A 25,442-nucleotide genomic window follows, 5' to 3' on the forward strand; every position below is an offset into this window, starting at 1 on the left:
AGAGGTCGTTAAGAACGCCGTTTGGCAGGCTTGGTCTCATGAACGACGCAGGTCAGGACCTATCCCCCACCGGTGCCGCACGCGTGCTGGTAGTGGACGACGATCCCGAGGTACGCGCCGCCCTGGAGGACGGGCTGGCCCTGGAGGGCTTCACCGTTCGGGGCGCGGCGGACGGACACGCGGCGCTGTCGGCCGTGGCGGACTGGGAGCCGGACGCGCTGGTGCTGGACGTGATGATGCCGGTGGTGGACGGGCTCGCGGTGTGCCGGCAGTTGCGGGCCCTCGGCGACCGCACGCCGATCCTGGTGCTGACCGCGCTCGACGCGGTCAGCGACCGGGTGGACGGACTGGACGCGGGAGCGGACGACTACCTGGTCAAGCCGTTCGCGCTGGACGAGCTGGCGGCCCGGCTGCGCGCCCTGCTGCGCCGCGCCGGCTCCGGCGAGCCGGCCCCGTCCGCGCAGCTGCGCCTCGCCGACCTGGTCGTGGATCCGCAGACCCGTACGGCGCAGCGGGGCGGGCGGCGGCTGGAGTTCACCCGCACCGAGTGGAGCCTGCTGGATCTGCTGCTGCGCCACCCCGGCCAGGTACTGGAGCGGGAGACCATCATGCGCTGGGTGTGGGGCCGGGACCTCGGCCCGGACTCCAATTCCCTCGCCGTCTACATCGGGTATCTGCGCCGGAAGCTGGAGGCCGGCGGCGGCTCGCGGCTCGTCCACACGGTGCACGGCGTCGGCTACCGGTTGGACGAGCGGTGACCCGGCGTCGCTCGTCGACCGGACGAGCCGTGCCCTGGCGTCGGCCAGGGGCTGGACGAGCCGCGACCCGGCGTGGGCTGTGGATCGCCCGGCCCCGCCGGCACCGGCGTCCTCCGCTGCGCCGCCGGCTCGCGCTGACCGCGTCGGCCGCGGTGGCGGGCGTGGCGCTGGCGGTGTGCGCGGGCGCGTACGCCGTCACCGTCTACACCCTGCACCGGCAGTTCGACCTGCAGCTGACGCAGGCGGCCACGCTGGCCGTCCAGCAGCACCAGCAGGACGGCCCGGGCGTGCAGGCCGGCGAGTGCCGGTATCTGGCCGCACCCGCCTGCGCCCAACTGGTGCCCGAGTCCGCCGCGGACGACCCGCGCCAGCCCTATCTGCTGCCCGTCACCGATGCGGTGCGCGAGGTCGCCGGCCGCCGGCGGGCGCCGTACTACAACACGGCCTCGGTGGCCGGGCATCCGGTGCGGGTGCTGACCACGCCCGCCCGCAAGGGGCTGGCCATGCAGGTGGCGCTCCGCTCGGACGGGGTACAGCGGGCCGAGCGGCAGGCGGCCGGGCTGCTGGCCGCGATCGGCGGGGCGGGTGTGCCGGTGGCGGCGCTGCTGGGCTACTGGGTGTCGCGTTCGGGACTGGCTCCGGTGACCCGGCTGACCTCGACCGCGGAACGGATCACCGCGACGCGGGACGCCGGGCTCCGGATCGAACTGCCCGCGGAGCCACGGGGCAGCGAGGACGAGATCACCCGGCTCGCCGTCACCTTCAACACGATGCTGGACGCCCTGGAGGAGTCGCTCGCCGCGCAACGGCGGCTGGTCGCCGACGCCTCGCACGAGCTGCGCACGCCGCTGACGGCGTTGCGTGCCAACGCCGAGATCCTGCTGCGCGCAGACCAGCTGACGCCACGCCAGCGGGAGCGGGCGACCGGCGCCCTCGGCCGTCAGCTGCGGGAGGTGACCACGCTGGTCAACGACCTGATCGACCTGGCGCGTGAGGAAGAGCCGCAGCAGGCGCTGGAGTCGGTGCAGCCGGCTGCCCTGCTGGAGCACGCGGTGGCGGCCGCCCGCGATCACTGGCCGCACGTGCCGTTCGTCCTCGACACCGATCCCGCGGCCGCGTCCGCGCTGGCGGCGGCTGTGCCGAGCCGGCTGACGCGGTTGTTCTCCAACCTGCTGGACAACGCCGCGAAGTTCTCCCCGCCCGGCGGCCGGGTGGACGTGGCGGCGCGCCGGTCACCGGACGGTGCGCGTGTGGAAATCACCGTCCGCGACCACGGTCCCGGAATCGACGTGGCAGACCTGCCCCATGTGTTCGACCGCTTCTACCGGGCCCGAGCCGCCCGTGCCCTGCCCGGCTCGGGCCTCGGTCTGGCCATGGCCCGGCAGATCGCGCACACCCACCACGCCGAACTCACCGCCCACCAGGCACCGGGCGGCGGCGCCCTGTTCCGGCTGAGCCTGCCCGTGGACACGGGCACGGGTTCCTGAGATCCGTCCCTTCACCCCGGCGAGATCCACACCCCGTACAGCCCGGCTTTGTGTCTGAACCAAGCTCTTGACTGGGTACCGGATGTGACACTGCGTCAGGCGACCGGCTGTTTCTGCACCGCGCCTTCTTGACAGCAGGGGCCAATGGGTCCAGCTTTCGGGACAACGTTGTCTAAAGGACATCGAAGGGACCTGGTCACGATGGTGCCGTTCCGACTTCTGTCCGTGCTGGCCACGGGCGCCCTGGCCCTGGGTGCCGCCTCCGTTCCCGTCCACGCCGATCCCGTCTCGCTCGCGCCGGCCGCCGATCCGGCCTCCCTCGTCGATCCGTTCATCGGAACCACCCACGCCGCCGACGACTTCCCGGGGGCCGACACCCCCTTCGGGATGGTCCAGTGGAGCCCCGACACCAGCCCCCACCGGCCGGACGGCGGTGGCTACGAGTACACCGACTCGGCCATCACCGGTTTCGGACTCACCCACATCGCGGGACCGGGCTGCCGGGCCGCCGGCGACATCCCGGTGCTCCCGACCGTCGGCGCCGTCGACTCGGGCGCCACGGACAGCTTCTCGCACGCCCACGAGTCGGCCACGCCCGGCTCGTACACCGTCTCCCTGGACAACGGCGTCAAGACGGAGCTGACCGCCACCACCCGCAGCGGCATGGCCCGCTTCACCTTCCCCTCCACCAGCCGGGCGAACCTCCTGTTCAAGCTGACGGCCAGCGCGAACGGGGACACCGCCACCGAGTTCGACGTGGTGAACGACAGAGAGGTCAGAGGCGAGGTCACCAGCGGCAACTTCTGCGGCGAGGGCAACTCCTACACCGTCTACTACGACATGGTGTTCGACCAGCCGTTCCGCCACAGCGGTACCGCGGTGGCCGCCGCCACGCCCTCCACCCCCAGGACCCACGCCTCCCCGAACGCCCCCGAGGCACCGAACAAACCGGTGCTGCACGGCGATGCGCCCCGTACGCCCCACACCTTCGCTGCCCGGGCGAGCGGCTCCGACGGCTATGTCACCTTCGACACCACCAGCCACCGGGCCGTCCAGGCCAAGGTCGGCATCTCCTACGTCTCGGCGGCCGACGCCGTGGGCAACCGCCAGGCGGAGAACCCCGGTTGGAATCTGGCCACGGTGCGCGGCGCGGCGCACGACGCCTGGAAGTCGCTCCTCGGCCGGGTGCGGATCGCCGGCGGGTCGCCCGACCGGCAGACCGTCTTCTACACGGCGCTCTACCACGCGCTGCTGCACCCGAACGTGATCAGTGACACCAACGGCCGCTATCCCGGTTTCGACGGCAAGACCCACACCGTCGACAAGGGCCACGGCGCCGCCTACGCCAACTACTCGGGCTGGGACGTCTACCGCTCGCAGGCCCAGCTGGAGGCCCTCGTCGCCCCCCAGGTCGCCTCGGACACCGCCCAGTCGATGGTCGACGACTACCGCCAGACCGGACTGTTCCCGAAATGGTCGGAGAACAACGGCGAGACCCATGTCATGGTGGGCGATCCGGCGGACGAGATCATCGCCGACTACTACTCCTTCGGCGCCCGGACATTCGACACCGCCGCCGCACTCAAAGGCATGATCGCGGGCGCCACCGTCCCCAACGACAACCGCCCCGGGCTCACCTATCTGGAGCAGTTGGGCTGGCTGCCCAGCAACGGCAAGTACGGCTGCTGCAACTTCTACGGCCCGGCCTCCACCACGCTGGAGTACAACTCGGCGGACTTCGCGATCTCCGCCTTCGCCGGCGCCCTCGGCCACACCGCCGATCAGCACCGGTTCGCGGACCGGGCGCAGGACTGGCAGAACCTCTTCGACCACGGCAGCGGATTCATCCAGCCGCGCGACACCTCGGGTACGTGGACGGCCGGGTTCTCGCCCACCTCGGGCAGGAACTTCGTCGAGGGCGACTCCTGGCAGTACACGCCGATGGTGCCGTTCAACCTGCATGGACTGTCCACCGCCCTGGGCGGCGACGCGGCCATGGCAAAGTACCTGGACACGGACCTGTCCTCGCTGACCGGCGCCGGCGGCCACACCGACCTCGGCAACGAACCCAGCCTCAACATCCCCTGGGAGTACGACTACATCGGCCGCCCGTACGAGACGCAGAAGGTCGTCCGGCAGGTCCAGGACCAGATCTGGACCGACAGTCCCTCCGGGCTGGCCGGCAATGACGACCTGGGCGAGATGAGCTCGTGGTACGTGTGGTCCGCCCTCGGCATGTATCCCGAGACCCCCGGCACCGCCGATCTGGCGCTGGGCAGCCCGTTCTTCCCGCAGGCGGTGCTCACGCTGCCGTCCGGCCACACCCTCACGGTCAACGGCACGGGCGCGGCGGACGACGCCCCGTACGTCCAGGCGGCCACCTGGAACGGTGCCGCATGGAACGCGGCGCACGCTCCCGGGGGCGCCCTCACCGGCGGCGGCACCCTGACCTACACCCTCGGCACGGCTCCGAACACGTCCTGGGCGTCGGCCCCCTCCGCCGCCCCGCCCTCCTACCCGGGCGCGCCCGCCTACAGCGACGTCGGCACATCAGCCGACACCGCCGCGGCCTCGGCCAACTTCGACGGCGCGGGCTTCAGCTACTCCGCGCACGCCCTGGCCACCGCGGGTGTCACCCCCGGCGCCAAGGTCACCGTCGGCGGAGTGACGTTCACCTGGCCGAACGTGGCGCCCGGGGCGCGAGACAACTACGAGGCGAACGGGCAGTCGGTACCGGCCTCCGGCTCCGGCAGCATCGCCTTCCTGGGGGCCGCCAACAACGGCCCGGTCTCCGGCACCGCGACCGTCACCTATACGGACGGCACGACCCAGTCGGTCCCGCTCGGTCTGTCCGACTGGACGCTGAGCGCGGGTGCCGCCTCGCCCCGCGCCGACAACACCGTCGCGGTGACGATGCCGTACCGCAATCACGCGGGCAACGCGTCCGACAGCACGAAGACATATGTGTTCGCCACGACGCCCGTGGCACTGAGTCCGGGCAAGACGGTCAGCGGCGTGCGCCTGCCGTCCGACGTCGCGTCCGGGGGCCTGCATGTCTTCGCGATCGGTTTCGGCGGCGCGTCCTCGGCGCCGGGCCGGAGCTGACCGGCGGAACATGCCGTTGAGTGGAGCAATGACCGGGGTACGGCGGCGTGGCGCACCAGGCTGGTCGGGTGAAGGACGAACGGACCGGCCGGGAGCCGGAGGACGCCGCCGCGCTCCGGCCCCGGTTGCCGGCGCCGCCGCTGTGGCTGCGCTGGCTTCCGGTCCTCTACGTCGCGGCCGTCCTGCTGCTGGAGCCGGTCACGCCCGTGGACTGGCCGGTGAGCTTCGCGCTGATCTGCGTGCCCGTGCTGGCCGCGTTCGCGCACGGGCCGCGGGGCGTCGCCGCGGCCACGGTGTTCTCCGTCGTCCTCGAAGGGGTGCTGGCCGGTACGCCGTGCTGCGCGGGCCGCGCCGTCGGCTATCTGTGGGACCGTCACTACGTCGCCTCCTACATCTGTACGGCCCTGGTGGGCGGCCTCGGCACGATCCTGGCCGCCCACCGGATCCGGCGGGAACGCACGCTCGCCGACGTCCGGTTCGTGGCCGAGACCGCGCAGCGCGTCCTGCTGCGCCCCGTGCCGCACCACATCGGCAACCTCCGGCTGGAGAGCCTCTACCTGTCCGCGAGCGCGGAGGCCCGCATCGGCGGTGACCTCTACGAGGCGGTTCCCACCCGCTTCGGGGTCCGCCTGCTCATCGGCGACGTCCGTGGCAAGGGACTGCTGGCGGTGGAGACCGCCGCCACGCTGCTCGGCGCGTTCCGCGAGGCGGCGTACGACGAACCCGATCTGCCCGCGCTGGCCGGCCGGGCGGACAGGAGCATGAACCGCAGGGCGGCGCAGCTCGGCGGAACCGAGACGGGCGAGCGGTTCGTCACCGCGGTGTTCGCGGAGATCCCTGCCGACGGGCACATCGTCCGCCTCGTCAACTGCGGCCATCCGCCGCCCATCTCCCTGCGGGACGGCGAGGTGTGCGAACTGGACAGCGGGCGGCCGGCGCCGCCCCTGACCCTCGGCAAGCTGGTCGAGGACCCGTACCACGTCGACGAGTACCCCTTCCGGCCCGGTGATCAGCTGCTGCTGTACACGGACGGCGTCACGGAGACGCGGGACGCGGCGGGCGCCTTCTATCCGCTGCTCCAGCGGCTGCGCGCCTGGGGTCCCCTGCCGCCGAAGGAGCTGCTCGACCGACTCCACGACGACCTGTTGGCCTACAGCTGCAACAGGATGCAGGACGACACCGCGGCGCTCGCGGTCTGTCTGGTTCCCGAGCCGCCGTCGGCGACGGCACCGGCCGAGTGAGCCGGGCCCCGTTGCGCAAGCGGGTCAGAACGCCGTGTGGGCGAACCAGTTGTCCAGGACCGCGCGCTGTCCCGTGATCTCGAAGGCCTGGTCCTGGTAGGAGCGCCGGCCGTAGAGGAGGAGCAGGAGGTCCGCCGCCCCGCCGTGCACCGCCGTGACCGGCACGGCTGCGCCGGCCTCGCGGTCCGCCCGTGCGAGCGGGCGGAAGCCGTCCGGGTCCAGCCGGATCCGCCACTCCTCGGCGGATCCGCCGTCGGAGCCCGCGCAGCGGAACGCGAGGGTCTCGCCGTCGCCGCGCAGCTTGGTCACACCGGGGGCGAAGAGGCCCGCGTAGGGAAGGTTGACGAGGAACTCGTCCACGCCGTCCGCCGCGAGCTCGGGGTCGATGTCCGAGGTCAGGCCGACGGCCTGCTCCGCGTCCACCCGGTGCACCAGCGTCTCGAAGAGCATCCGGCGGGCCCAGAACCGGGCGTGCCGGTCCTCGCCCCAGACCCACATGGGTGCGTCGGGATCCGTGTCGCGCAGGACGGCCGCCACGCCGGGCACGCCCGCCGCCACCCAGTCGGGATAGTCGCGGGCGTCGGCCGGCAGCCCCAGTTCGACGTCGCGGCTGCGGGGCGGCTCCTGCACCAGCTGGGTCAGCAGGGCGCTGAACCAGCGCTGCAGCGCTCCCACGTGCCGGGTGAGGTCGGCCAGGGTCCAGTCGGGGCAGGCGGGCACGGCGCTCGCCGGGTCGGCACCGCGGACCGCCTCGGTAAAGCGCAGGGTCTCGCGGGCGATGGCCTCGCGGTAGGTGTCGTACGGCAGAGGATGCCCCGCCCCGTGTGTCGCTGCCATCGCCGCTGCCATCCTGTTCTGTTGCCCGGCACGGATTCCGTCGCCGACAGTGTGACCGCTGGAGTCCACTCGAAGGCAAATCCGCGCTCAGGGGATCTCCTGTTCGGCCCAGATGATCTTCCCTTCGGCGGTGTAGCGGGCGCCCCAGCGCTGGGCGAGCTGGGCGACCAGGAAGAGCCCACGGCCGCCCTCGTCCGTGCTCCTGGCGTGTCGGAGCCGGGGGGCCGTACTGCTGGCGTCGGAGACCTCGCAGGTGAGGCGGGTGTCGCGGAGGAGTCGTAGCCGGATGGGCGGGGTCGCGTAGCGGAGGGCGTTGGTGACCAGTTCGCTGACGATGAGTTCCGTCGTCATGGCCGTTTCCGCGCCGAGGCCCCAGTCCTCGACCTGGCGGGTTGCCTGGGCGCGCAGGGTGCCGACGGCGGCCGGGTCGGGCAGGACGTCCCAGGAGGCGACCTGGTCGGCGCCGAGCACATGGGTGCGGGTCAGCAGCAGGGCGATGTCGTCGGACTGCGGCACGGGCACGAGCGCGCGCACGGCGGAGGTGCACAGCGCCTCCAGGTCCTCGCCGGTACGGGTGAGGGCCTGTGCGAGCAGCGACATGCCACGCTCCACGTCGTGGTCGCAGCCCTCGATGAGGCCGTTGGTGTAGAGGCCGAAGAGGCTGTTCTCGGGAAGTTCGATCTCGGTGGCCTCGAAGGCCATTCCACCGAGGCCGAGTGGTGGGCCGACGGGGATCTCCGGGAAGTGGGCAGGTTCGTCCGGTGTCACGACGACGGGCGGCGGGTGTCCGGCCCGGGCCATCGCGCACCGCCGGGTGACGGGGTCGTAGACGGCGTAGAGGCAGGTCGCGCCGATGAAGGTGCTCCGGGCGGCCGTGCCGGCGGCGGCCTCCTCGTCGCTGAGCCGGAGCACGAGGTCGTCGAGGTGGGCGAGCAGGTCGTCGGGGGGCATCTCCATGGCGGCGAGGGTCTGGACAGCCGTGCGCAGCCGGCCCATACCGGCCGCCGCGGCGATGCCGTGGCCCACGACGTCACCGACGACGAGACCCACGCGGGCGCCGGACAGCGGGATCACGTCGAACCAGTCGCCGCCGACGCCTCCGGAGGGGTCCGCCGGCCGGTAGGAGGAGGCCACCTCCAGCGCGGTGCCGCCCGTCAGGGCGGGTGGCAGCAGGCTGCGCTGGAGGGTGATCGCCGCCGTGTGCTCCCTGGTGTAGCGGCGGGCGTTGTCCACGCAGACGGCGGCACGGGCCACGAGTTCCCGGGCCAGCAGGACGTCGTCGGTCCCGAAGGAGACCGGGTTGACCGACCGGGCGAATGTGGCGAGGCCGAGGGGGGTGTTGCGGGCCCGCATGGGCACGGCGATGACCGAGTGCAGGCCGTACTCGCGGACGCGTGCCGTCCGCTCCGGATCCCGTGTGACCCACAGCTCGTCGGACGGGTCGAGGACCGGGATGAGCACCGGCTCGCCGTCGATGACCAGGTGCGCGTCGTGGGGCGGCGGGAGGAAGTCGACACGCTCGCCGATCCGGACGACGGCCTCGGGAGTGCCCTCGCGCACCGAGCGCTGCGCCGCCCGGCGCATCACCGGCCTGGCGGGCGCCGGGCCCGCATCGCTCAGCCATGCTCCGTGACCCTCGGTGCTGAGCACGGGTTCCAGCAGGTCGACGATGACGAAGTCGGCGAAGCGGGGGACGGCGAAGTCGGCGAGTTCCTGGGCGGTCCGCATCACGTCGAGGGTCCGGCCGATGCTGGTACCGGCTTCGTTGACCATGGTCAGCAGCCGGCGGGCGTTCCAGCGCTCGGTGACGTCCTGGACCATGTAGCAGACACCGGTGACGGCGTCCTCGGCGTCCACCAGCGGGAAGAACGAGGTCGCGTAGGCGTGCCGGCGGTGCGGGTCGGCCCAGCACCAGCCGACGTACTCGTAGTCGGTGACCGGCACGCCGGTGGCGAGCACGTCGCGCATCAGGTTTTCCAGGCCCGCCGCCTGCAACCCGGGCAGCAACTCGCCCAGCCGCTTGCCGAGCCGCTCGTCACCGGGGACCCCGCTCATGCGTTCCAGGGTGTCGTTCACCCAGACGTACCGCAGCTCGGTGTCCAGGACGGCCAGGCCGACCGGCGAGCGGGTCAGGAACCCGTCCAGGACCGACTGGCCCATGGTCCACCGCTGCCGCTGTTCGCGGGCCGACACCAGGAAGCAATCGGTGTGGCCCATCCGGAACGACGCCGAGACCCGCAGCTGGACGTCGAGGCGGCGGCCGTCCCGGTGTCGTACGGCGATCTGGCCGCTCCAGCCGTTTCCGGCGCGGCACCGCGCCACGACACCGGCGAGCCGTGCCGGGTCCTCGGGCATGGCAAGCAGGCGCGCGGCGGAGACACCGACGACGTCCGGTGCCGCGTGGCCGAGGAGTACTTCGGCGCTGCGGGTCCAGCCGACGACGATGCCGTCTTCCGATATCACCGCGGCCGCGTCGGTGGACGCGTCGAAGAGATCACCCGGTCCCCCGGGTGGGCCCGCGGCGAAGCCCTCTCGCGCAGATTCCATCAAATACACCCATACACCACTATGAGACAGTTTCTACAGTGGTGTGCACGGATACTCCGCAAAGACCGGTCGTCCGTAGTCGTGCACGCCCGTCCGGCCGGTGGAGGTGAACCCGGCATGGCAGTGAACTCCTTCGAAGCCGGCCACGACGGGCAACGTACCGAGCTGCCCCGGCCGACCGGGCTGCTGGATGTGCTGAGTGTGGCCGCGGTGGCCCTGGACACCCGCGGCCGGATCGTCTTCTGGACCCCGCAGGCCGAGGAACTCTTCGGATACTCCTCGGAGGAGGCGCTCGGCAAGCATGCGGCGCGCCTGCTCATCCATCCGGAACATCTGCAGGCCGTGGTGGGTCTGTTCACGGAGGTGCTGGAGACCGGCCGGGGCTGGGCCGGCGCCTTCCCGGTCCGGCACAAGGACGGCAGCAGCCGGCTCACCGAGTTCCGGACCATGCGGCTGCTGGACGATCTCGGGGACGTCTACGCCCTCGGCATCGCGGCGGACCACACGCTGCTCCAGCGCGTCGAGACCGATCTGGCGCTGTGCGAGCAGCTGATCAACCAGTCCCCGATCGGTCTGGCCCTGCTCGACCCCGAGCTGCGCTATCTCCTGGTCAATCCGGCGCTGGAGCGGATCGACGGCATTCCCGCCGAGGAGCACATCGGCCGCCACCTGCGGGAGACGCTGCCCCTGCCGGACGTCGAGACCGTCGAGTCCGCCCTGCGCCAGGTGCTCACCACCGGTACGCCGCTCCTCGACCAGTACCACGTCGGCCGCCCCCCGGGCGATCCCGGCCACGAGCACGCCTGGTCGCTGTCGTTCTACCGCCTGGAGGATCCCGGCGGGCGGGTCCTGGGCGCGGCCGCCTCGGTCGTCGACGTCACCGAGCGGCATCGCGCGGCGGCCGAGGCCGACCGGGCGCGGCGGCGCCTGGCGCTGATCGCGGACGCCTCCGCGCGGGTCGGCACCGCGCTGGACGTGGAGCAGACGGCCCATGAGCTGGCGGAGATCGCCGCGCCGGCGCTGGCCGACGTGGTCGCCGTGGACGTTCTCGACTCCGCGCTGTCCTGCCGTCGTATCAGCAGACCGGACAACGGCCCGGAGCTGTTCCGGGCCCTCGCCCTCAAGGCCGCCCACCCCACGGTCGCGCTGCGCGCCGCCGACCCGCCCGGCGACATCGCCGCCTACGCGGGTGACCGTCTGGTGACCCTGTGCGTCCACACCGGGCGACCGGTCCTGGTGCCCCATGTGGGGCCGCATGATCTGCCGCGCATCGCCCGGGACGCGGCGGCCGGCGCCCTGCTGGCGGAGGCCGGTGTCCACTCGTATCTCGCGGTGCCGCTGATCGCGCACGGCGAGGTGCTCGGCGCCCTCGATCTCAAGCGGACCCGCAATCCGGCGCCGTTCGACGAGGACGACATCGTGCTGGCCGCCGAACTCGCCGGCCGAGCCGCCGTCGCCATCGACAACGCCCGCTGGTTCCAGAGCGTCCGCAACACCGCGCTCACCCTGCAGCGCAGTCTGCTGCCCGACCACCCGGCGCTCCACACGGGCCTGGAACTCGCCTCCCGCTATCAGCCCGCGCAGGCGACGAGCGAGGTCGGCGGCGACTGGTACGACGTCATCCCGCTCGCCGACGACAAGACCGCCCTGGTGGTCGGCGACGTCATGGGCAACGGCATCGACGCGGCCGCCACCATGGGCCGGCTGCGCACGGCCACCTGCGCCTACGCCGATGTCGACCTCGCCCCCGACGCGGTGCTCCAGCACCTGGACAAGATCACCTGCGATCTGGAGCACTACATCGTCACCTGCCTGTACGCGGTGTACGAACCCCGCACCGGGAGGTGCAGCATCGCCAACGCCGGGCACATGCCGCCCGCGCTGGCGCGTCCCGGCGAGCCGCCGCGGCTCCTGGACCTGCCGGCCGGGGCGCCGCTCGGCGTCGGCGGCATCCGGTTCGAGACCACGACGGTCCCGCTGCGTCCGGGCGACCTGCTGGTCCTTTACACCGACGGCCTCGTGGAGACCCGTCAGCACGCCATCGACGACCGGCTGAACGCCCTGCTGGACATCCTCGACGAACCGCGCCGGCCGCTGGAGCAGATCTGCGACGCCCTGCTGTACGGACTGCGCAACCCCGACGACCACGACGACGTGGCCCTGCTCGTCGCCCGCGCCCTGTAGGCCGCCCGAAGCAGCACGAGGCCCTTCCCTGAACCGTGCCGTGTGGTGGACACTCCGCGCACCGGACCGACGTCGTCACCCTGGTCGCGGCGCTCTCCCCCACCCCCTACCGTCAAGGGTCCCCGGATGCCGATCGCACCTGCCGCCCTGCGCCTGGCCGGCGCAGTGGCTGGCTTCCTGCTCGTCGCCACCACGTCCACTGCGGCCTCGCCCGCCCCTGAGCAGCCAACTCACCATAATATATGGGCAGTTGCGGCCACGACCCCGGCCACGTGGTCGCCGCCACTGTCCACGCAAGGCCGCTACGTCGTCGACATCCAGGGCAACCGCTTCCGCCTGAAGGGCGCCAACTGGGATGGTGCACAAGGCTCATGGACGGGCAGCGGGAGCGTCGACGATCCCGCCAACCACCACGCCGGCCAGGACTCCCACGGCATCCCGCTCGGCCTGGACCGTGTACCACTGGACCAACTCATCGGCGATTTCCACCAGTTGGGTATCAACACCATCCGGCTGCCGTTCTCGAACGAGATGATCCACAGCACGGCTCCGGTGCCCGACAACGCCGTCGCCGCCAATCCCGGACTACGCGGAAGGACACCGCTGGAGATCTACGACGCGGTGGTCGAGTCGCTCAGCGCCAGTGGGTTCGCCGTGATCCTCAACAACCACACCAACACCTCGCGCTGGTGCTGCGGCGTCGACGGCAACGAGCGCTGGAACAGCTCGCAGTCGGCACAGGCCTGGGCCGACGACTGGGTCTTCATGGCCCGCCGCTACGCCGGCGTCCCCCGGGTGGCCGGCGCGGACCTGTACAACGAGGTGCGGCGCGATGTCCTGGACGACCCCAACTGGGGCCTGGGCGACAGCCACGACTGGTACGCCGCGGCCCGGCTCGCCGCCGACCGCATCCTCACGGAGGCGAACCCGCGCCTCCTCATCGTCATCGAGGGCATCAACTGGACCGGGATACCCGCGGACGGACTCCCCCACGGGCGCCCCGTGCTGACCCCCGCCGGCACCCTGTCCCACACCCTCGTCGACACCCACAAGCTCGTCTACTCCGCGCACTCCTACGGCTACACCGGCCCCCACCACAGCGGCGCGACCGGCGTCGGCGAGACCCACGATCCCCGCTACCAGGACCTGAGCCGCGACGACCTGTACACGGCGCTCCACGACGAGGCGTTCTTCGTGCAGGAGCCGGGCCGGCACTACACCGCACCCGTCTGGGTCAGCGAATTCGGCATCGGCGCGAACGAGTCGAATCCGGCCGCCCGCACCTGGTTCGGCAACGTCACCGACTACTTCGCCGACCATGACGCCGACTTCGCCTTCTGGCCGCTGGTCGGCTTCACCGGCCACGACGACTGGGCCCTGCTGCAGTACGACCGGACCGGGCACCGCTCCGGCATCCTCGACGCGGGCGACTGGCGTGCCGCGGCCTGGCAGCACCTCATGGCGGCGCCGAGCGACACCGGTGAGGTGGCGGCGGTTCCGGTCTGGCGGATGCTGGCCATCGACCACGGCGACGCGGTGGAGTCGGTGCGGGTGCGGGCCACCGGCGACTGGGATCCGGGGGCGTACAAGGCCGCCTGCCCCGACGGGCTGCGGCTCGTCGGCCTCGGCCACACCAGTGGACGTGGGCTGTGCACCGACAGCACCGGCGGCGGCCCGGGCGATCTGCGGGCGGCTGTCACCGGCCAGACGGTCGTCACGGACGAGCGCTACGTCCCGGCCGGCGGCGACTGGGCATCGGGATTCACCAAACTGCAGTGCCCCGAGGGTAGTTTCCTCATCGGGTACAGCGCCCGCGGCGCACGGGTGTCGGCGGCCCTGTGCGTGCCCGCCCGGAACCCACTGGCGGGAGCGGGCCGTACGGTGTGGTTCGACCGGTCCGACAACCGTCCCAGCGGCGCCGCCGGCGGCGACTTCGCGTACGGCGACTACAAGGGCCAGTGCGGCGACGACGAGTACGCCGCCGGAATCGCCTACACCACCCGGGCGGGCAGCCGCCCCGGGCCCGCCGCCCTACTGTGCCGCCGGCTCCCCTGAAGCGGCCGTGGACGACCGGTCGGCGGCCCCGCGCACGAGCAGCAGGAGGGCGTCGATCAAGTCGTCCGCCAGATCGTCCGCGGGATCGCCCGTGGCCAGCCGGCGCAGTTGCAGGCCCATCACGAGAGCGACGGTCGTGGCGGCCAGGCGCTGCGCGTCCGGGACGCCCAGCGCGCCGAGAATGCGGGCGGCGAGCAGGTCGTAGGCCCCGAACGCCTCGGCCGCCGCCTCCCGCAGCCGCGCGTCACGCCCGGCGTGCAGGTACAGCTCGAACGGGGCGAGCTGAGCGCTGTCCAGCGCCGAGCCACAGGCGACCTGGCCGGCCAGGGACGCCGCGTCCTCGACGGCGAGGCCCTCCGTCTGGCACTGCTCGGCCAGCTCGGTGAAGTGCCGCGCCTCCTCGCGCACGAAGTACAGCAGGCTCTCCCGCAGCAACTCGTGCTGGGTCTCGAAGTGGTAGGTGACCGAACCGAGGGACACGCCCGCCTCCTTGGCGATCCGCCGGTTCGTGACCGCCGCGACTCCGTCCTCACCGATGATCCGCAGGACAGCGGTGATGATGCGCTGGCGCATCGGGGCGGGGGGAGCGGTGTGCGGCATGGCGTGCATTCTTTCATCCCGGCCATCCGTACCGGTGGACAGGGCGGTCTGCGCTCCCTAGTGTTCGTTCGAACGAACGGGGCTGTGACTGGAGGGTAGTCGTGCACATTGCCGGGTCGACCGTTCTGCTCACCGGTGTCACCGGCGGCATCGGCGGTGCGCTCGCCGCCGAACTGTCCGCGCGTGGCGCCCGCCTCGTGCTCAGCGGCCGGCGGGCCGAGGCGCTCGCACCGCTCGCCGAGCGCTACGGCGCGCGGACCATCGCGGCCGATCTGGCCGACGCCGACGACGTCCAGCGGCTGGCCGCGGAGGCCGCCGATACGGACATCCTGATCGCCAACGCGGCCCTGCCCTCCAGCGGTGACGTCCTCGACTACACACCGGAGCAGATCGACCGGGCCCTCGCGGTCAATCTGCGGGCCCCCGCCATGCTCGCCCGGCTGCTGGCGCCCGGCATGCTGGCCGCCGGACGCGGCCACCTCTGCTTCGTCGGGTCGCTGTCCGGCATGGCGGCCACCAAGTCGTCGTCCCTGTACACCGCGACGAAGTTCGGGCTGCGCGGCTTCTCGCTGGCCTTCCGCCAGGATCTGCACGGCACGGGCGTCGGCGTCTCGATCGTCCAGCCGGGCTTCGTACGCGAGCTGGGCATGTTCGCGAAGACGGGCTCGTCGACGCCCGGCGGTGTCCGCACCGTCTCGCCCGAGCAGGTGTGCAAAGGCGTGATACGGGCGATCGAACGCGATGTCGCCGAGATCAACGTGGCACCTCCCGAGCTGCGCTTCCTCACCAAGGTGGCATCGCAGTTCCCGGGCTTCGCGGAGCGGGTGCAGCGGCGCGCGGGGGCGGAGCCGACCGTGCACGCGATCGTGGCCGCGCAGCGTTCGAGCCGCTGACTAGCCGCTGCGGGTCAGCGCTGGCTCGCGGGGCTGCCCGGCAGTGGCGGCCGGCTGCCCTTGCAGGAGTAGACGATCTCCACGGACCCGCCCGGCAGCGCGCGCTCACGCTGGAAGGTGAGCCCGGTGGTCGGGTCGAGCGCGGGTGTCAGCCGTGTCCCGCCGCCGAACAGCAGCGGCACGACGACCAGCTCCAGTGTGTCGAGGGCGCCGAGGGCGTGAAAGGCCTGAATCGTGCGCGGGCCGCCGACGAGGTGGACGTCGCCGCCGCGGTTGGCCGCGCGGATCCGCTGCAGCAGCCGCGCCGGATCGCTGTCGGTGACGACGTGGTCCGGGGTGCCGGCCGGGCGGTGGAAGCCGAGCACGAACACCTCCAGGTCCGGCCAGGGCCAGCGGTTGTTGGTCAGCGCGGGCTCGAAGGTGGTACGGCCCATCAGCGCCGCCTCGCACCCTTCGAGGAACTCCCGGATGCCGTGACTCTCGCCGGACACGAAAGCGGGGTCGGCCGTCAGCGCCGGCCATCCGGTCGGCGTGGTCACATAGCCGTCGGCGCTCATGCTCACGCGGGCACGGATCTTCATGACGTCTCCTTCGGTCTGCTCTTCCGAGGCGGAGGCGGAAAGCACCTCCATCCAAGCGTCGAACGAGCCACACGCACTTCGACACACAGCCGGGCATCAACGATTCCGGCGTCCCCCATCGGCCGCCGCCGGTACTGAGCCGTCTGCTCTCGGGCAGCGTTCTCCGGTATCCGTTCTCCGGGCGGTGGCTGTGCCGGCGGCGCCCTCTGCTCGGCGCCTGCCGAGGGCACGGCCGAACTGGCAGGTGTGGGCGCCCTCCCCGGGTACCGGGGGCGCGGCATCGCCGCCGCGGTCACCTCGACGCCGGCCGGGACGATGTTCGGCCGCGGAGCGGAGTCCGTATGGCTGGAGTACTCGGGCGAGGGCTCCCGCCCCGCGTACGAGAGGGTCGGCTGCCGGCCCTGTGGCACGCGCCTGTACGTCTCGCTCGAAGGGTGACCTCCTGGGCCGGGGGGACGGGATCCACGTCCCCGCCGGGAGTCAGCCTTCTCCGGGCAAGGGGTGGTCCTTGACGAAGCGGCGGATCTCCTCGGTGAGGGCCGCCGGGTTGTCCAGCTGGACCAGTGTGCGGGCGTTGGGGATCTCCGCGTAGCGGGCATTCGGGAGCAGTTCGGCAAGGCGGCGGCCCGTCGCGGGCGGCATCATGCGGTCCTCGGCGCCCCAGGCGACCAGTGCCGGGCGGGTGAACTCCGGGAGGTTCCGGGCCGCCTGCAGATAGCAGTCCTTCCGGGTGGCAAGGAGGAACTTGGCGAAGTCACGGCGGATGTGACGGTCCGTCATCAGTGGGCGGTACCAGCGGGCGATCAGCTCCTTCGGCAGCCGCTTCTTCGCCATGCCGCCGAGCGAGGTCTGCATGCGGGCGAGGAAGGGGAAGCGGAAGGACTGCACGAGGAGGAAGATGCCGCCGGGGACTTTGCAGGCCGCGGACAGGATCCGGCCCTGGATGCCGGGCGGGTAGTTGTCCAGGGCCTCGCAGGAGGTCAGGACGAGCCGGGCGATGCGGTCGTCCCGGGTGCCGACGAGGAGTTGGGCCGTACCGGCGTCGTTCTGGACGAGGGTGACGTCGCGCAGGTCCAGGAGGTCCATGAACTCGGCCAGCAGGCGGGCGACGCCGTGCGCGGAGAGGTCCGCGTCAGGCCGCATGGGACGCCGGTGGCTGCCGAGGGGCAGTACGGGGACCAGGACGCGGAAGTCGGGGCGCAGGGCGGAGACGACGTCGGCCCAGACCGATTCGTCGAAGCCGAGGCCGTGGGCGAGGACCACGGCGGGGCCGTCGCCTCCGGTGTCCTGGTAGTCGATGGTTCCCGCGCTCAGCTCGATCTCCGGCATGCCCGTGTCTCCGCTCCGGTCGTCCGTCTCGGCCGTCACTGCTACTTGATAGATCGTTCTAGTGACAGAATAGGCGCCGACCGCCCTTTGGCAACAGCGGCTCCCCGGAGGTGCCACCCGTGAGCGACGGCAAGGCCATCAGCACCCATGAGACCCGGCGGCGCATCGTGCACGCCGGCACGGAGTTGTTCCGGCGCTCGGGCTACACCGGCACCGGGATGAAGCAGATCGCCGCGGAAGCCGGTGCCCCGTTCGGCTCGATCTACCACTTCTTTCCGGGCGGAAAGGCCCAGTTGGGCGAGGAGGTGATCCGCACCTCGGGCGCCGTCTATCTGGAGCTCATCAGCACACTGATGACGCCGTACGAGGACCGGGTGGCAGCCACCGCCGACGCCTTCGCCGCCGCGGCCGGCACCCTCGCGGAGCTGGACTTCGCCGACCCGTGCCCGATCGCCACGGTCGCGATGGAGGTCGCGAGCACCAACGAGACGCTGCGACAAGCCACTTCGGAGGTGTTCGACAGCTGGATCGACCATCTGGCCGCCTACTACGCCCAGGGCGGCATCCCCGCGCCCGCCGCCCGGGCGACGGCGAGTTCGGTCGTCGCCCTGCTGGAGGGCGCCTTCATGCTCGGCCGGGCCGCGCGCAGCACCGAACCGGTGCGGGCCGCGGGCGCGGCGGCGGCGGCGATGGTACGGGCGGCACTGGCCGGGGAGTGAGGGGACCGGCCACGGCCGTCAGGCCTGCCGGTTCGTTCGGCTCGCCGGGTGCGCTCGGTTCGCCCGGTAGAGGTCGCGGAGCAGGGCGATCTCGGCTCCGTGGTGCAGCACTTCCTGGTTGACCCACCACACGATGTCGAGGAAGGGTTCCTCCGCGTCGCTGCCGTACGGGTAGGTGCAGTACCCCACCGTGTCCAGGGCCGCGTCGTCGGCACTCAGCAGCGCCTGTCGCCAGGCGGCGGCCCCGGCCCGGAAGGCCGCGATCGCACCGGCGGCGTCGCCGCTGACGGGGTGCTCCTCCCGGGTCGCCGTGCGGCTGCCCGCGGTGTGGTCGGCGCGCAGGGACAGCATCTCGGTGAGATGGCTCAGGCGCCAGGCCAGGGTCGTGACGGGCGGCGGCCAGGGGTGCGGATACGGCGCGGCGTCCCGCCCCCACGGGCCGCCGCCCGCCAGGAAGGCCGCCCGCGGCCCCGGCCCGTCCACGCGCCGTCGGACCGTCCAGCAGCCGGGGACCGGTGCCCAGAGGTACTCGTCGTCGGTCAGCGGCTCGACCTCGGTGTCCGCACCGTCGCCGCTGTCCATGACGGGCCCGGCCAGCCGGCCGAGGAGGCGCTCGCAGGCGAAGTCGAACTGGTCCAGCAACGGGAGGAGTCGGGGCGGTGATGTCGTCATCGGACACTCCTGGCTGAAAGACCGGCACCTGGCGGACCGACCGGCACGACGGTCCACCACCCCGCCACCCTGACACAGTCGGCACCGCACCCGCGCCCGCTTTTCCGGCGCCGGGGGCCCTTCGGCGGCGGCTAGTGCTTTGACCGGGATGGTTCGCCGGATTGGTGCTGCGGGCGGTTGGATGTGCGGTGGCGTCCGTTGATCCGACTGCTGGGGGTGTGGTGGCAGAGCCTGTCCGTGTGCGCAGGTTGACCGACCAGGAGGGGCAGAAGCTGCAGCAGATCGTGCGCCGGGGCAGCACCAGTTCGGTGCGGTTCCGTCGGGCGATGATGCTGCTGGCCTCGGCCGGCGGGAACCGGGTCCCGGTGATCGCTCAGCTGGTACAGGCTGATGAGGACACCGTTCGCGACGTGATCCACCGGTTCAACGAGGTCGGCCTGGCCGCTCTGGACCCTCGGTGGGCGGGAGGCCGTCCCCGCCTGCTCAGTCCTGACGACGAGGACTTCGTCGTCCAGACGGCCACCATCCGCCCGACCAAACTCGGCCAGCCCTTCACCCGCTGGTCCATCCGCAAACTCGCTGCCTACCTGCGCAAAGTCCACGGCCGCGTGATCCGGATCAGCCGCGAGGCGTTACGGTGCCTGCTCGCCCGCCGCGGCATCACCTTCCAGCGCACCAAGACATGGAAGGAATCACCCGACCCCGACCGCGACACCAAGCTCGACCGCCTCGAAGAGGTCCTGGACCGTTTCCCCGACCGGGTCTTCGCGTTCGACGAGTTCGGGCCGCTCGGCATCCGCCCCACCATGGGCTCCGGCTGGGCCCGGGCCGGTCACCCCGAGCGGCACCCCGCGACCTACCACCGCACCCACGGCGTGCGGTACTTCCACGGTTGCTACTCGGTCGGCGACGACACCCTCTGGGGCGTCAACCGACGCAGGAAGGGCGCCGCGAACACGCTGGCCGCGCTCCGCTCGATCCGCGCGGCCCGCCCGGACGGCGCCCCGATCTACGTCATCCTGGACAACCTGTCCGCCCACAAGGGCGAAACCATCCGACGCTGGGCCAAGAAGAACCGCGTCGAGCTGTGCTTCACCCCTACCTACGCGTCCTGGGCCAACCCCATCGAGGCCCACTTCGGGCCCCTTCGGCAGTTCACGATCGCTAACTCGAACCACCGCAACCACACCGTCCAGACCCGCGCCCTGCACGTCTACCTGCGCTGGCGTAACACCAACACACGCCACCCGGACGTGCTGGCCGCCCAACGACGTGAACGCGCCCGAATCCGCAGCGAGAAAGGAATCCGCTGGGGCGGACGCCCACTTGCCACAGCAGCCTGAGCGAACCGGTGTCCCTGTCCGGTGGAGTTGCTAGTCGTCGAACTCGAAGCCCGAAGTCTCCGCCTGGGCGATGATGTCGCGGACCGCGTCGGTGCTCGTGATGACTGACTCAACGGCCGTCTTGAGTCGCGCGAGGTCACTCGGAGTCCCGACCGCGCAGAACATGCCGGCCTCGCTGTCGAAGTCGAGGCGCTTGGCAATGTCCGGCCAGGCAAACCGCACGAGACCTTCCCAGAAGTACCCGTTCGGCTCGTGACCTGCATCGGCTACTGCCGCGTCAGCAGCCAGGCCACCGACGTCCAACGTCAGCGAGTGTTCGCCGTCGAAGTCATGAAGCTGGATGGTCACGGCCGCGATCTTCTCACGGCCAGCTCGGGCGGCCGGATCCGCTCCAGCGCAGTCCGCTCCCTCGCCGCTCCTGACCCCGGTGAACCTTTGCGGTCACGGCACTAGACCCGGGCCGCGTACCGGTCGGTCGCCGCCACCAGCGCCTCCGCCATGCCCGGCGCCCCGCTGTGGTGGCCGGTGTCGCCGACGAGCACCAACTCGCTGTCGGACCAGGCCTGTCGGAGCCGCCAGACGATCCCGAGGAGGTTGCCGAAGTCGAGGCTTCCCTGGACCAGGGTGCCGGGGATGCCCTTGAGCAGGTGGGCGTCGCGCAGGACCACGCCCTCGTCGTTGCCCTCGCCGAGGAAGTGGTCGTTGCCCCAGTAGTGCGTGACGGTGCGGGCGAAGCCCATGCGGAAGACGGGGTCCTCGTAGCGGGCGACGGAGCGCGGGGGCGCCGGGATCGTGGCCGTCTCCCAGTCGGTCCAGGTCCGCGCGGCCCGTTCCCGCACTTCGGGGTCGGGGGATTCGAGCAGCCGGTTGCAGGCGGCGGCGAGGTTCCCGTCGCGTTCCCCGGCCGGCAGCGCGGACCGGAACCGTTCGTAGGCGTCGGGGAAGATCCGGCCCAGTCCCCTGGTCAGCAACTCGACTTCGGCGTTCGACCCGGTGGCGACGCCCGTGAGCACGAGCTCGGAGACCACGCCCGGGTGGGTCTGTGCATAGCGCAGCGCGAGCACCGATCCCCAGGACACGCCCCACACCAGCCACCGTTCGACGCCCAGGTACCGGCGCAGCAGTTCCAGGTCGGCCATGAGGTGCGCCGTGGTGTTGACGCTCATGTCGGTGTCGTGGCGGCTCGCGTGCGGGCTGGACCGGCCGCAGCCGCGCTGGTCGAGCAGGACGATCCGATAGGCGGCCGGGTCGAACAGGCGCCGGGGGTAAGGGGTGCAGCCGGATCCCGGCCCGCCGTGCAGGACGACGGCGGGCTTGCCGTGCGGATTGCCGCAGGTCTCCCAGTAGACGTGGTTGCCGTCGCCCACGTCGAGCATGCCGTGCGCGTACGGTTCGAGCTCCGGATAGAGGGCCATCAGGGCACCGTACCGACTCCGGCGGCCGAGACCGCCGGGAACGGCGGCGGCCGCGGCGGCCGTGTCGTCTGTCGCGGAAGCGCCCTGGAATTGTCCGTGATCGGTAACAACCGGACCCAGCTTTGAACCCCCCACTCAACCCCCACCGTCCTGACAGGTGCACAGAGCACGGGTGCACAGGGCCAAACGGACACGGAACGAATCGGGGCGGGACATGGCGCGGCATGACGGGCGAGGATGGTACGGCCGGATGATCGCGGCAGCGGTGGGGGTCACGGCGGTGGCGGCCGCCGCGTCGGTGTGGACCGCGCAGGCCGGCCAGAGCGGCGGCGGTTCGGCGGCGCCGGACATCTCGGCACAGCAGCCCGCCGCGCCGAAGCAGGAGACACCCGTCTCCGCCGACATCGCCCATGCCTCGGACGCGGGCGCGCACGCGGTCAACATCACCATCGACGACGGACCGAACCCGGTCTGGACCCCGCAGGTGCTCCAGATCCTGCGCGAGAACGGCGTGAAGGCGACGTTCTGCATGATCGGCCCGCAGGCCCAGGCGCACCCGGACCTGGTCCGGCAGGTGGTGGCGGCCGGGCACCGGCTGTGCGACCACACCGTGTCGCACGACACCACGATGGACAAGAAGTCGCAGGCCTACCAGTCGCAGCAGATCATGGAGGCCGAGCAGCAGATCACCAAGGCGTCCGGCGGTGTGAAGCCGATGTACTACCGGGCTCCGGGCGGCGCCTTCACCCCGTACAGCCGGCAGCTGGCGGCCTCGCACGGGATGCGGCCGCTCGGCTGGAACGTGGACTCCAAGGACTTCGCGCGGCCGGGCAGCGCCGCCATCGTCAGCACCGTCAAGCGCGAGTTGTCCAACGGGCCGACGATCCTCTTCCACGACGCGGGCGGCGACCGCTCGCAGACCGTGGCCGCGCTGCGCACCCTGCTGCCGTGGCTGAAGCAGCAGGGCTACTCCTTCGGTTTCCCGGTGCGCTGAACCGGCACCTGCGGGGGCAACGCGCCTGGTCAGGGGGCTCGCCGTAGGCCACCTGCGGGTGAACCCCGGGGGAATTCTTGGTCATCGACATCTTGGGACGGGTGTTCGGATCCGGAACGGCGCCTACCATGAGGCCGTTGCGTACGTCGTTCGGAAAGGCTCGCCATGCCGTTGCCTCGCCTCGGCACGCGGTCCGTTCGTCTCCGGACGGCGCCCGCGGTGTTCGTCGTCCTCGCCGTGGCCGTCGCGGGCACGCTCCTCGCGTACTCGCTGGGCGGACCACGGCACGGCCGGGCCGCCGGCGCCCCCTCGGGCCATGTCGTCATCGACGTCTCGCAGAGCCACTGCGGCAGCGGCTGGACCCGGCCCGAGCCCGGGGTACGCACCTTCGACCTGCACAACTCCTCCGACGGCGCCGCCGAGGTCTACCTGGAGGATCCGGGCAGCCAGGCGGTGTACGGCGAGGTGGAGGGCATCGGGCCCGGGACGACACGGGAGTTGACCGTCCAGCTGGGCAAGGGGTCGTACGCCTTCAAGTGCGTGCCCGACGACGCCGACGCCGTCACCGGGCCCACCGTGCACATCACCAGCGGCACCCGCGGCCCGGGCGCCGCGCCCGTCACGCAGCACGATCTGATCCCGCCCGCCCTCGCCTACCAGAAGTGGGTCGGCGGTGGCCTGGACGGCGTCGTGCGGCTGACGACGCAGCTCAAGGACGCGATCGACGGGGGTGACCTCGCGGCCGCCCGCTCGGCCTGGCTGCCGGCCCATCTGGAGTACGAGCGGCTGGGTGCGGCGTACGACGCCTTCGGGGACGCGGACGCAGCGATCAACGGCACCGGCGCCGGGCTGGCCGGCGGGGTGCACGACAAGGACTTCGCCGGGTTCCACCGCATCGAGTACGGGCTGTGGCACGGCGAGTCGGCCGCCCGGCTGCGCGCCCCGGCCGCGGCGCTGGTGAAGGCGGTCACCGGGCTGCGGGACAGCTGGTCGCAGACCCGGATGGACCCCGCCCAGCTGGGTCTGCGCGCGCACGAGATCCTGGAGAACACCGTGCAGTTCGAGCTGACCGGCCGTACCGACCACGGCAGCGGCAGCAACCTCGCCACCGCCCGCGCCAACCTGGACGGCACCCGCGAGGTGCTGTCCCAGTTGCGCCCGCTGCTCACCACCCGGTACGCCGATCTGCCGCTCCTGGACAAGGAGTTGGACCGTGCCCAGCACACCCTCGACGGCTTCCGGCACAGCGACCGCTGGACCCCGCTCGGCGAGCTGAGCCGCGCGCAGCGGGAGCAGGCCGACTCCGTGCTGGGCGACCTGGTGGAGCGGCTGGCCTCGGTGGCCACCCTGTGCGACCCGCGGAGGACCGTGTGAGCAGCGCCGAACGATCCGACGGCCTGGCCCGGCGCGGCTTCCTGCGCGGTGCCGCCCTGGCCGGCGCCGGCCTCGCCACGAGCGCCGCGGCCCCCGCCACCGCCCCCGCCGCCGCTCCGGCCGGCGCGACGGATGCCGTCGCGCCCTTCCACGGCGTCCACCAGGCCTCGGCGATCGCGGCCCCGCGCCGCACGAGTGTGTTCGCCTCCCTCGACGTGACCGCCGGGAGCCGTGCGGACCTCACCGACCTGCTGCGCACGCTCACCGACCGGGCCCGCTTCCTCACCTCGGGCGGGACGCCGTCTCCGGCCGGTATCACCGCCCCGCCCACCGACTCGGGCGTCCTCGGCGACCAGCTGCCCTCCGGTCAACTGGCCGTCACCGTGGGCGTCGGCGCCTCGCTCTTCGACGACCGGTTCGGGCTGGCCGCGCAGCGGCCCCGCCGGCTGACCGCCATGCCCGAGTTCCCGGACGACGACCTCCGGGCGGACTGGTGCCACGGTGACCTGAGCCTCCACCTGCACGCCGACGAGCCGGACACCACCCTGCACGCACTGCGGGACATAGCCCGGCACACCCGGGGCGCCCTGCAGGTCCGCTGGCGGCTGGACGGCTTCTCCAGCCCGCCCCGGCCCTCCGGCACCCCGCGCAACCTCCTGGGGTTCAAGGACGGCACCGCCAACCCGGACGCCGCGAACGCCCGCGAGATGGACCGTCTGGTGTGGGTCGGCAAGGGCGCCGGCGAGCCGGACTGGGCGGCCGGCGGCAGCTATCAAGTCGTGCGGCTCATCCGGATGCTGGTGGAGTTCTGGGACCGGGTCTCGCTCAGCGAGCAGGAGCGGATGTTCGGCCGCGCCCGCTCCTCCGGGGCGCCGCTGGACGGCGACCACGAGCACGACACGCCGAAGTACGCCGACGACCCCAAGGGTGACGTCATCCCGCTGGACTCGCACATCCGCCTCGCCAACCCTCGCACGTCCGCCACCGCCGACCAGCGCCTGCTGCGCCGTGCGTACAACTACGACCGGGGCATGGACGCCAACGGCAACCTGGACATGGGCCTGTTGTTCTGCTGCTACCAACAGGACCTGAAGCGGCAGTTCGAGACGGTGCAGCACCGGCTGGCGGGTGAGCCGCTGACGGACTACATCAGCCCGTTCGGCGGCGGCTACTTCTTCGCGCTGCCCGGCGTCAGGGATGCCTCGGACTGGTACGGGCGCGCCCTGTTCGGCTGAACCTGTCCGGACAAGTCACCGGGCCGACCAGGTCAACACACAGTCAAGTTTTGCCCTGACATCCCTGACTTGG

Annotated in this window: 20 protein-coding genes and 1 pseudogene; 13 read left to right on the forward strand and 8 right to left on the reverse strand. The window is 72.0% G+C overall.

From position 1 onward, the window contains the following. Positions 1-38 precede the first annotated feature (38 nt). The 4 genes from AB5L52_RS02770 (at position 39) to AB5L52_RS02785 (ending at position 6,591) form a co-directional block, all read left to right on the forward strand. Positions 39-758: a response regulator transcription factor gene (locus tag AB5L52_RS02770; RefSeq protein WP_369362507.1), complete on the forward strand. Its 720-nt coding sequence runs from the start codon at positions 39-41 to the stop codon at positions 756-758. A 77-nt stretch (positions 759-835) separates the two neighbouring features. Continuing rightward, positions 836-2,245 carry a HAMP domain-containing sensor histidine kinase gene (locus AB5L52_RS02775; protein WP_351032144.1) on the forward strand — a complete coding sequence of 470 codons (1,410 nt, stop codon included), beginning with the start codon at positions 836-838 and terminating at the stop codon, positions 2,243-2,245. 201 nt (positions 2,246-2,446) lie between these two features. Beyond that, on the forward strand, positions 2,447-5,350 hold the full coding sequence (locus AB5L52_RS02780) for a lectin (RefSeq protein WP_369362508.1): 2,904 nt from the start codon (positions 2,447-2,449) through the stop codon (positions 5,348-5,350). A 68-nt stretch (positions 5,351-5,418) separates the two neighbouring features. After that, entirely contained in the window at positions 5,419-6,591 is a 1,173-nt protein-coding gene (locus AB5L52_RS02785) for a PP2C family protein-serine/threonine phosphatase (protein WP_351572237.1), read from the forward strand. Positions 6,592-6,615: 24 nt separating this feature from the next. Here AB5L52_RS02785 and AB5L52_RS02790 read toward each other — a convergent pair whose 3' ends face one another. Then, positions 6,616-7,428: a maleylpyruvate isomerase family mycothiol-dependent enzyme gene (locus tag AB5L52_RS02790; protein WP_369362509.1), complete on the reverse strand. Its 813-nt coding sequence runs from the start codon at positions 7,426-7,428 to the stop codon at positions 6,616-6,618. A gap of 87 nt (positions 7,429-7,515) precedes the next feature. Further along, a complete protein-coding gene (locus AB5L52_RS02795; RefSeq protein WP_351032065.1) occupies positions 7,516-9,975 on the reverse strand; it encodes a SpoIIE family protein phosphatase in 2,460 nt (819 codons plus the stop codon). 117 nt (positions 9,976-10,092) lie between these two features. Between AB5L52_RS02795 and AB5L52_RS02800 the strand changes: the two genes are divergently transcribed. Together AB5L52_RS02800 and AB5L52_RS02805 are read left to right on the forward strand one after the other, a co-directional pair. After that, positions 10,093-12,159, forward strand: coding sequence for a SpoIIE family protein phosphatase (locus AB5L52_RS02800; protein WP_351032063.1), 2,067 nt, complete (start codon positions 10,093-10,095; stop codon positions 12,157-12,159). 126 nt (positions 12,160-12,285) lie between these two features. Next, positions 12,286-14,214 (forward strand): glycoside hydrolase family 5 protein, encoded by a 1,929-nt coding sequence (locus AB5L52_RS02805; protein WP_369362510.1) that lies wholly within the window; start codon positions 12,286-12,288, stop codon positions 14,212-14,214. On the opposite strand, the gene AB5L52_RS02810 is transcribed toward AB5L52_RS02805, so the two are convergent. Continuing rightward, positions 14,191-14,814, reverse strand: coding sequence for a TetR/AcrR family transcriptional regulator (locus tag AB5L52_RS02810; protein ID WP_369362511.1), 624 nt, complete (start codon positions 14,812-14,814; stop codon positions 14,191-14,193). The genes AB5L52_RS02805 and AB5L52_RS02810 overlap by 24 nt on opposite strands. A 101-nt stretch (positions 14,815-14,915) precedes the next feature. On the opposite strand from AB5L52_RS02810, the gene AB5L52_RS02815 reads away from it, so the two are divergent. Further along, positions 14,916-15,707: an SDR family NAD(P)-dependent oxidoreductase gene (locus AB5L52_RS02815; protein WP_351034412.1), complete on the forward strand. Its 792-nt coding sequence runs from the start codon at positions 14,916-14,918 to the stop codon at positions 15,705-15,707. A 14-nt stretch (positions 15,708-15,721) separates the two neighbouring features. On the opposite strand, the gene AB5L52_RS02820 is transcribed toward AB5L52_RS02815, so the two are convergent. Then, positions 15,722-16,288, reverse strand: a complete 567-nt coding sequence (locus tag AB5L52_RS02820) for a dihydrofolate reductase family protein (RefSeq protein WP_351034409.1) — start codon at positions 16,286-16,288, stop codon at positions 15,722-15,724. Positions 16,289-16,456: 168 nt separating this feature from the next. On the opposite strand from AB5L52_RS02820, the pseudogene AB5L52_RS02825 reads away from it, so the two are divergent. Next, a pseudogene (locus AB5L52_RS02825) lies at positions 16,457-16,726 on the forward strand (GNAT family N-acetyltransferase); the annotation flags it as partial. A 42-nt stretch (positions 16,727-16,768) separates the two neighbouring features. Here the strand turns inward: AB5L52_RS02825 and AB5L52_RS02830 are convergent. Beyond that, entirely contained in the window at positions 16,769-17,656 is an 888-nt protein-coding gene (locus tag AB5L52_RS02830) for an alpha/beta fold hydrolase (protein WP_369362512.1), read from the reverse strand. Positions 17,657-17,736: 80 nt separating this feature from the next. Between AB5L52_RS02830 and AB5L52_RS02835 the strand changes: the two genes are divergently transcribed. Next, the gene (locus AB5L52_RS02835; protein WP_351572261.1) at positions 17,737-18,336 is read left to right on the forward strand and encodes a TetR/AcrR family transcriptional regulator; all 600 of its coding nucleotides are present in this window, start codon (positions 17,737-17,739) and stop codon (positions 18,334-18,336) included. 18 nt (positions 18,337-18,354) lie between these two features. Here the strand turns inward: AB5L52_RS02835 and AB5L52_RS02840 are convergent, their stop codons facing one another. Further along, positions 18,355-19,008 carry a DinB family protein gene (locus AB5L52_RS02840; RefSeq protein WP_351572264.1) on the reverse strand — a complete coding sequence of 218 codons (654 nt, stop codon included), beginning with the start codon at positions 19,006-19,008 and terminating at the stop codon, positions 18,355-18,357. Between the two features lie 221 nt (positions 19,009-19,229). Here AB5L52_RS02840 and AB5L52_RS02845 point away from each other — a divergent pair, with 221 nt between their 5' ends. Continuing rightward, the gene (locus tag AB5L52_RS02845; protein ID WP_369362352.1) at positions 19,230-20,351 is read left to right on the forward strand and encodes an IS630 family transposase; all 1,122 of its coding nucleotides are present in this window, start codon (positions 19,230-19,232) and stop codon (positions 20,349-20,351) included. 30 nt (positions 20,352-20,381) lie between these two features. Here AB5L52_RS02845 and AB5L52_RS02850 read toward each other — a convergent pair whose 3' ends face one another. Both AB5L52_RS02850 and pip read right to left on the reverse strand, forming a co-directional pair. Further along, a complete protein-coding gene (locus tag AB5L52_RS02850) occupies positions 20,382-20,699 on the reverse strand; it encodes an Imm51 family immunity protein (RefSeq protein WP_369362351.1) in 318 nt (105 codons plus the stop codon). Positions 20,700-20,800: 101 nt separating this feature from the next. Continuing rightward, positions 20,801-21,766: a prolyl aminopeptidase gene (gene pip / locus AB5L52_RS02855; RefSeq protein ID WP_369362513.1), complete on the reverse strand. Its 966-nt coding sequence runs from the start codon at positions 21,764-21,766 to the stop codon at positions 20,801-20,803. A gap of 214 nt (positions 21,767-21,980) precedes the next feature. Between pip and AB5L52_RS02860 the strand changes: the two genes are divergently transcribed. From AB5L52_RS02860 to efeB, 3 genes are all read left to right on the forward strand, one after another. Next, positions 21,981-22,760: a polysaccharide deacetylase family protein gene (locus AB5L52_RS02860; RefSeq protein WP_351572270.1), complete on the forward strand. Its 780-nt coding sequence runs from the start codon at positions 21,981-21,983 to the stop codon at positions 22,758-22,760. A gap of 165 nt (positions 22,761-22,925) precedes the next feature. Continuing rightward, positions 22,926-24,134, forward strand: coding sequence for an EfeM/EfeO family lipoprotein (locus AB5L52_RS02865; protein WP_369362515.1), 1,209 nt, complete (start codon positions 22,926-22,928; stop codon positions 24,132-24,134). Further along, a complete protein-coding gene (gene efeB / locus AB5L52_RS02870) occupies positions 24,131-25,369 on the forward strand; it encodes an iron uptake transporter deferrochelatase/peroxidase subunit (protein WP_369362516.1) in 1,239 nt (412 codons plus the stop codon). The genes AB5L52_RS02865 and efeB overlap by 4 nt, the downstream gene beginning before the upstream one ends. Positions 25,370-25,442 lie beyond the last annotated feature (73 nt).

This window comes from Streptomyces sp. CG4 (genome assembly GCF_041080655.1).
GTDB lineage: Bacteria > Actinomycetota > Actinomycetes > Streptomycetales > Streptomycetaceae > Streptomyces.

Bases quoted from the DNA above. Each gene is read 5' to 3' on its own strand.
- AB5L52_RS02770 (WP_369362507.1), top strand. From the start codon at position 39: ATGAACGACGCAGGTCAGGACCTATCCCCCACCGGTGCCGCACGCGTG.
- AB5L52_RS02780 (WP_369362508.1), top strand. From the start codon at position 2,447: ATGGTGCCGTTCCGACTTCTGTCCGTGCTGGCCACGGGCGCCCTGGCC.
- AB5L52_RS02790 (WP_369362509.1), bottom strand. From the start codon at position 7,428: ATGGCAGCGACACACGGGGCGGGGCATCCTCTGCCGTACGACACCTAC.
- AB5L52_RS02795 (WP_351032065.1), bottom strand. From the start codon at position 9,975: ATGGAATCTGCGCGAGAGGGCTTCGCCGCGGGCCCACCCGGGGGACCG.
- AB5L52_RS02800 (WP_351032063.1), top strand. From the start codon at position 10,093: ATGGCAGTGAACTCCTTCGAAGCCGGCCACGACGGGCAACGTACCGAG.
- AB5L52_RS02805 (WP_369362510.1), top strand. From the start codon at position 12,286: ATGCCGATCGCACCTGCCGCCCTGCGCCTGGCCGGCGCAGTGGCTGGC.
- AB5L52_RS02810 (WP_369362511.1), bottom strand. From the start codon at position 14,814: ATGCCGCACACCGCTCCCCCCGCCCCGATGCGCCAGCGCATCATCACC.
- AB5L52_RS02820 (WP_351034409.1), bottom strand. From the start codon at position 16,288: ATGAAGATCCGTGCCCGCGTGAGCATGAGCGCCGACGGCTATGTGACC.
- AB5L52_RS02840 (WP_351572264.1), bottom strand. From the start codon at position 19,008: ATGACGACATCACCGCCCCGACTCCTCCCGTTGCTGGACCAGTTCGAC.
- pip (WP_369362513.1), bottom strand. From the start codon at position 21,766: ATGGCCCTCTATCCGGAGCTCGAACCGTACGCGCACGGCATGCTCGAC.
- AB5L52_RS02860 (WP_351572270.1), top strand. From the start codon at position 21,981: ATGGCGCGGCATGACGGGCGAGGATGGTACGGCCGGATGATCGCGGCA.
- AB5L52_RS02865 (WP_369362515.1), top strand. From the start codon at position 22,926: ATGCCGTTGCCTCGCCTCGGCACGCGGTCCGTTCGTCTCCGGACGGCG.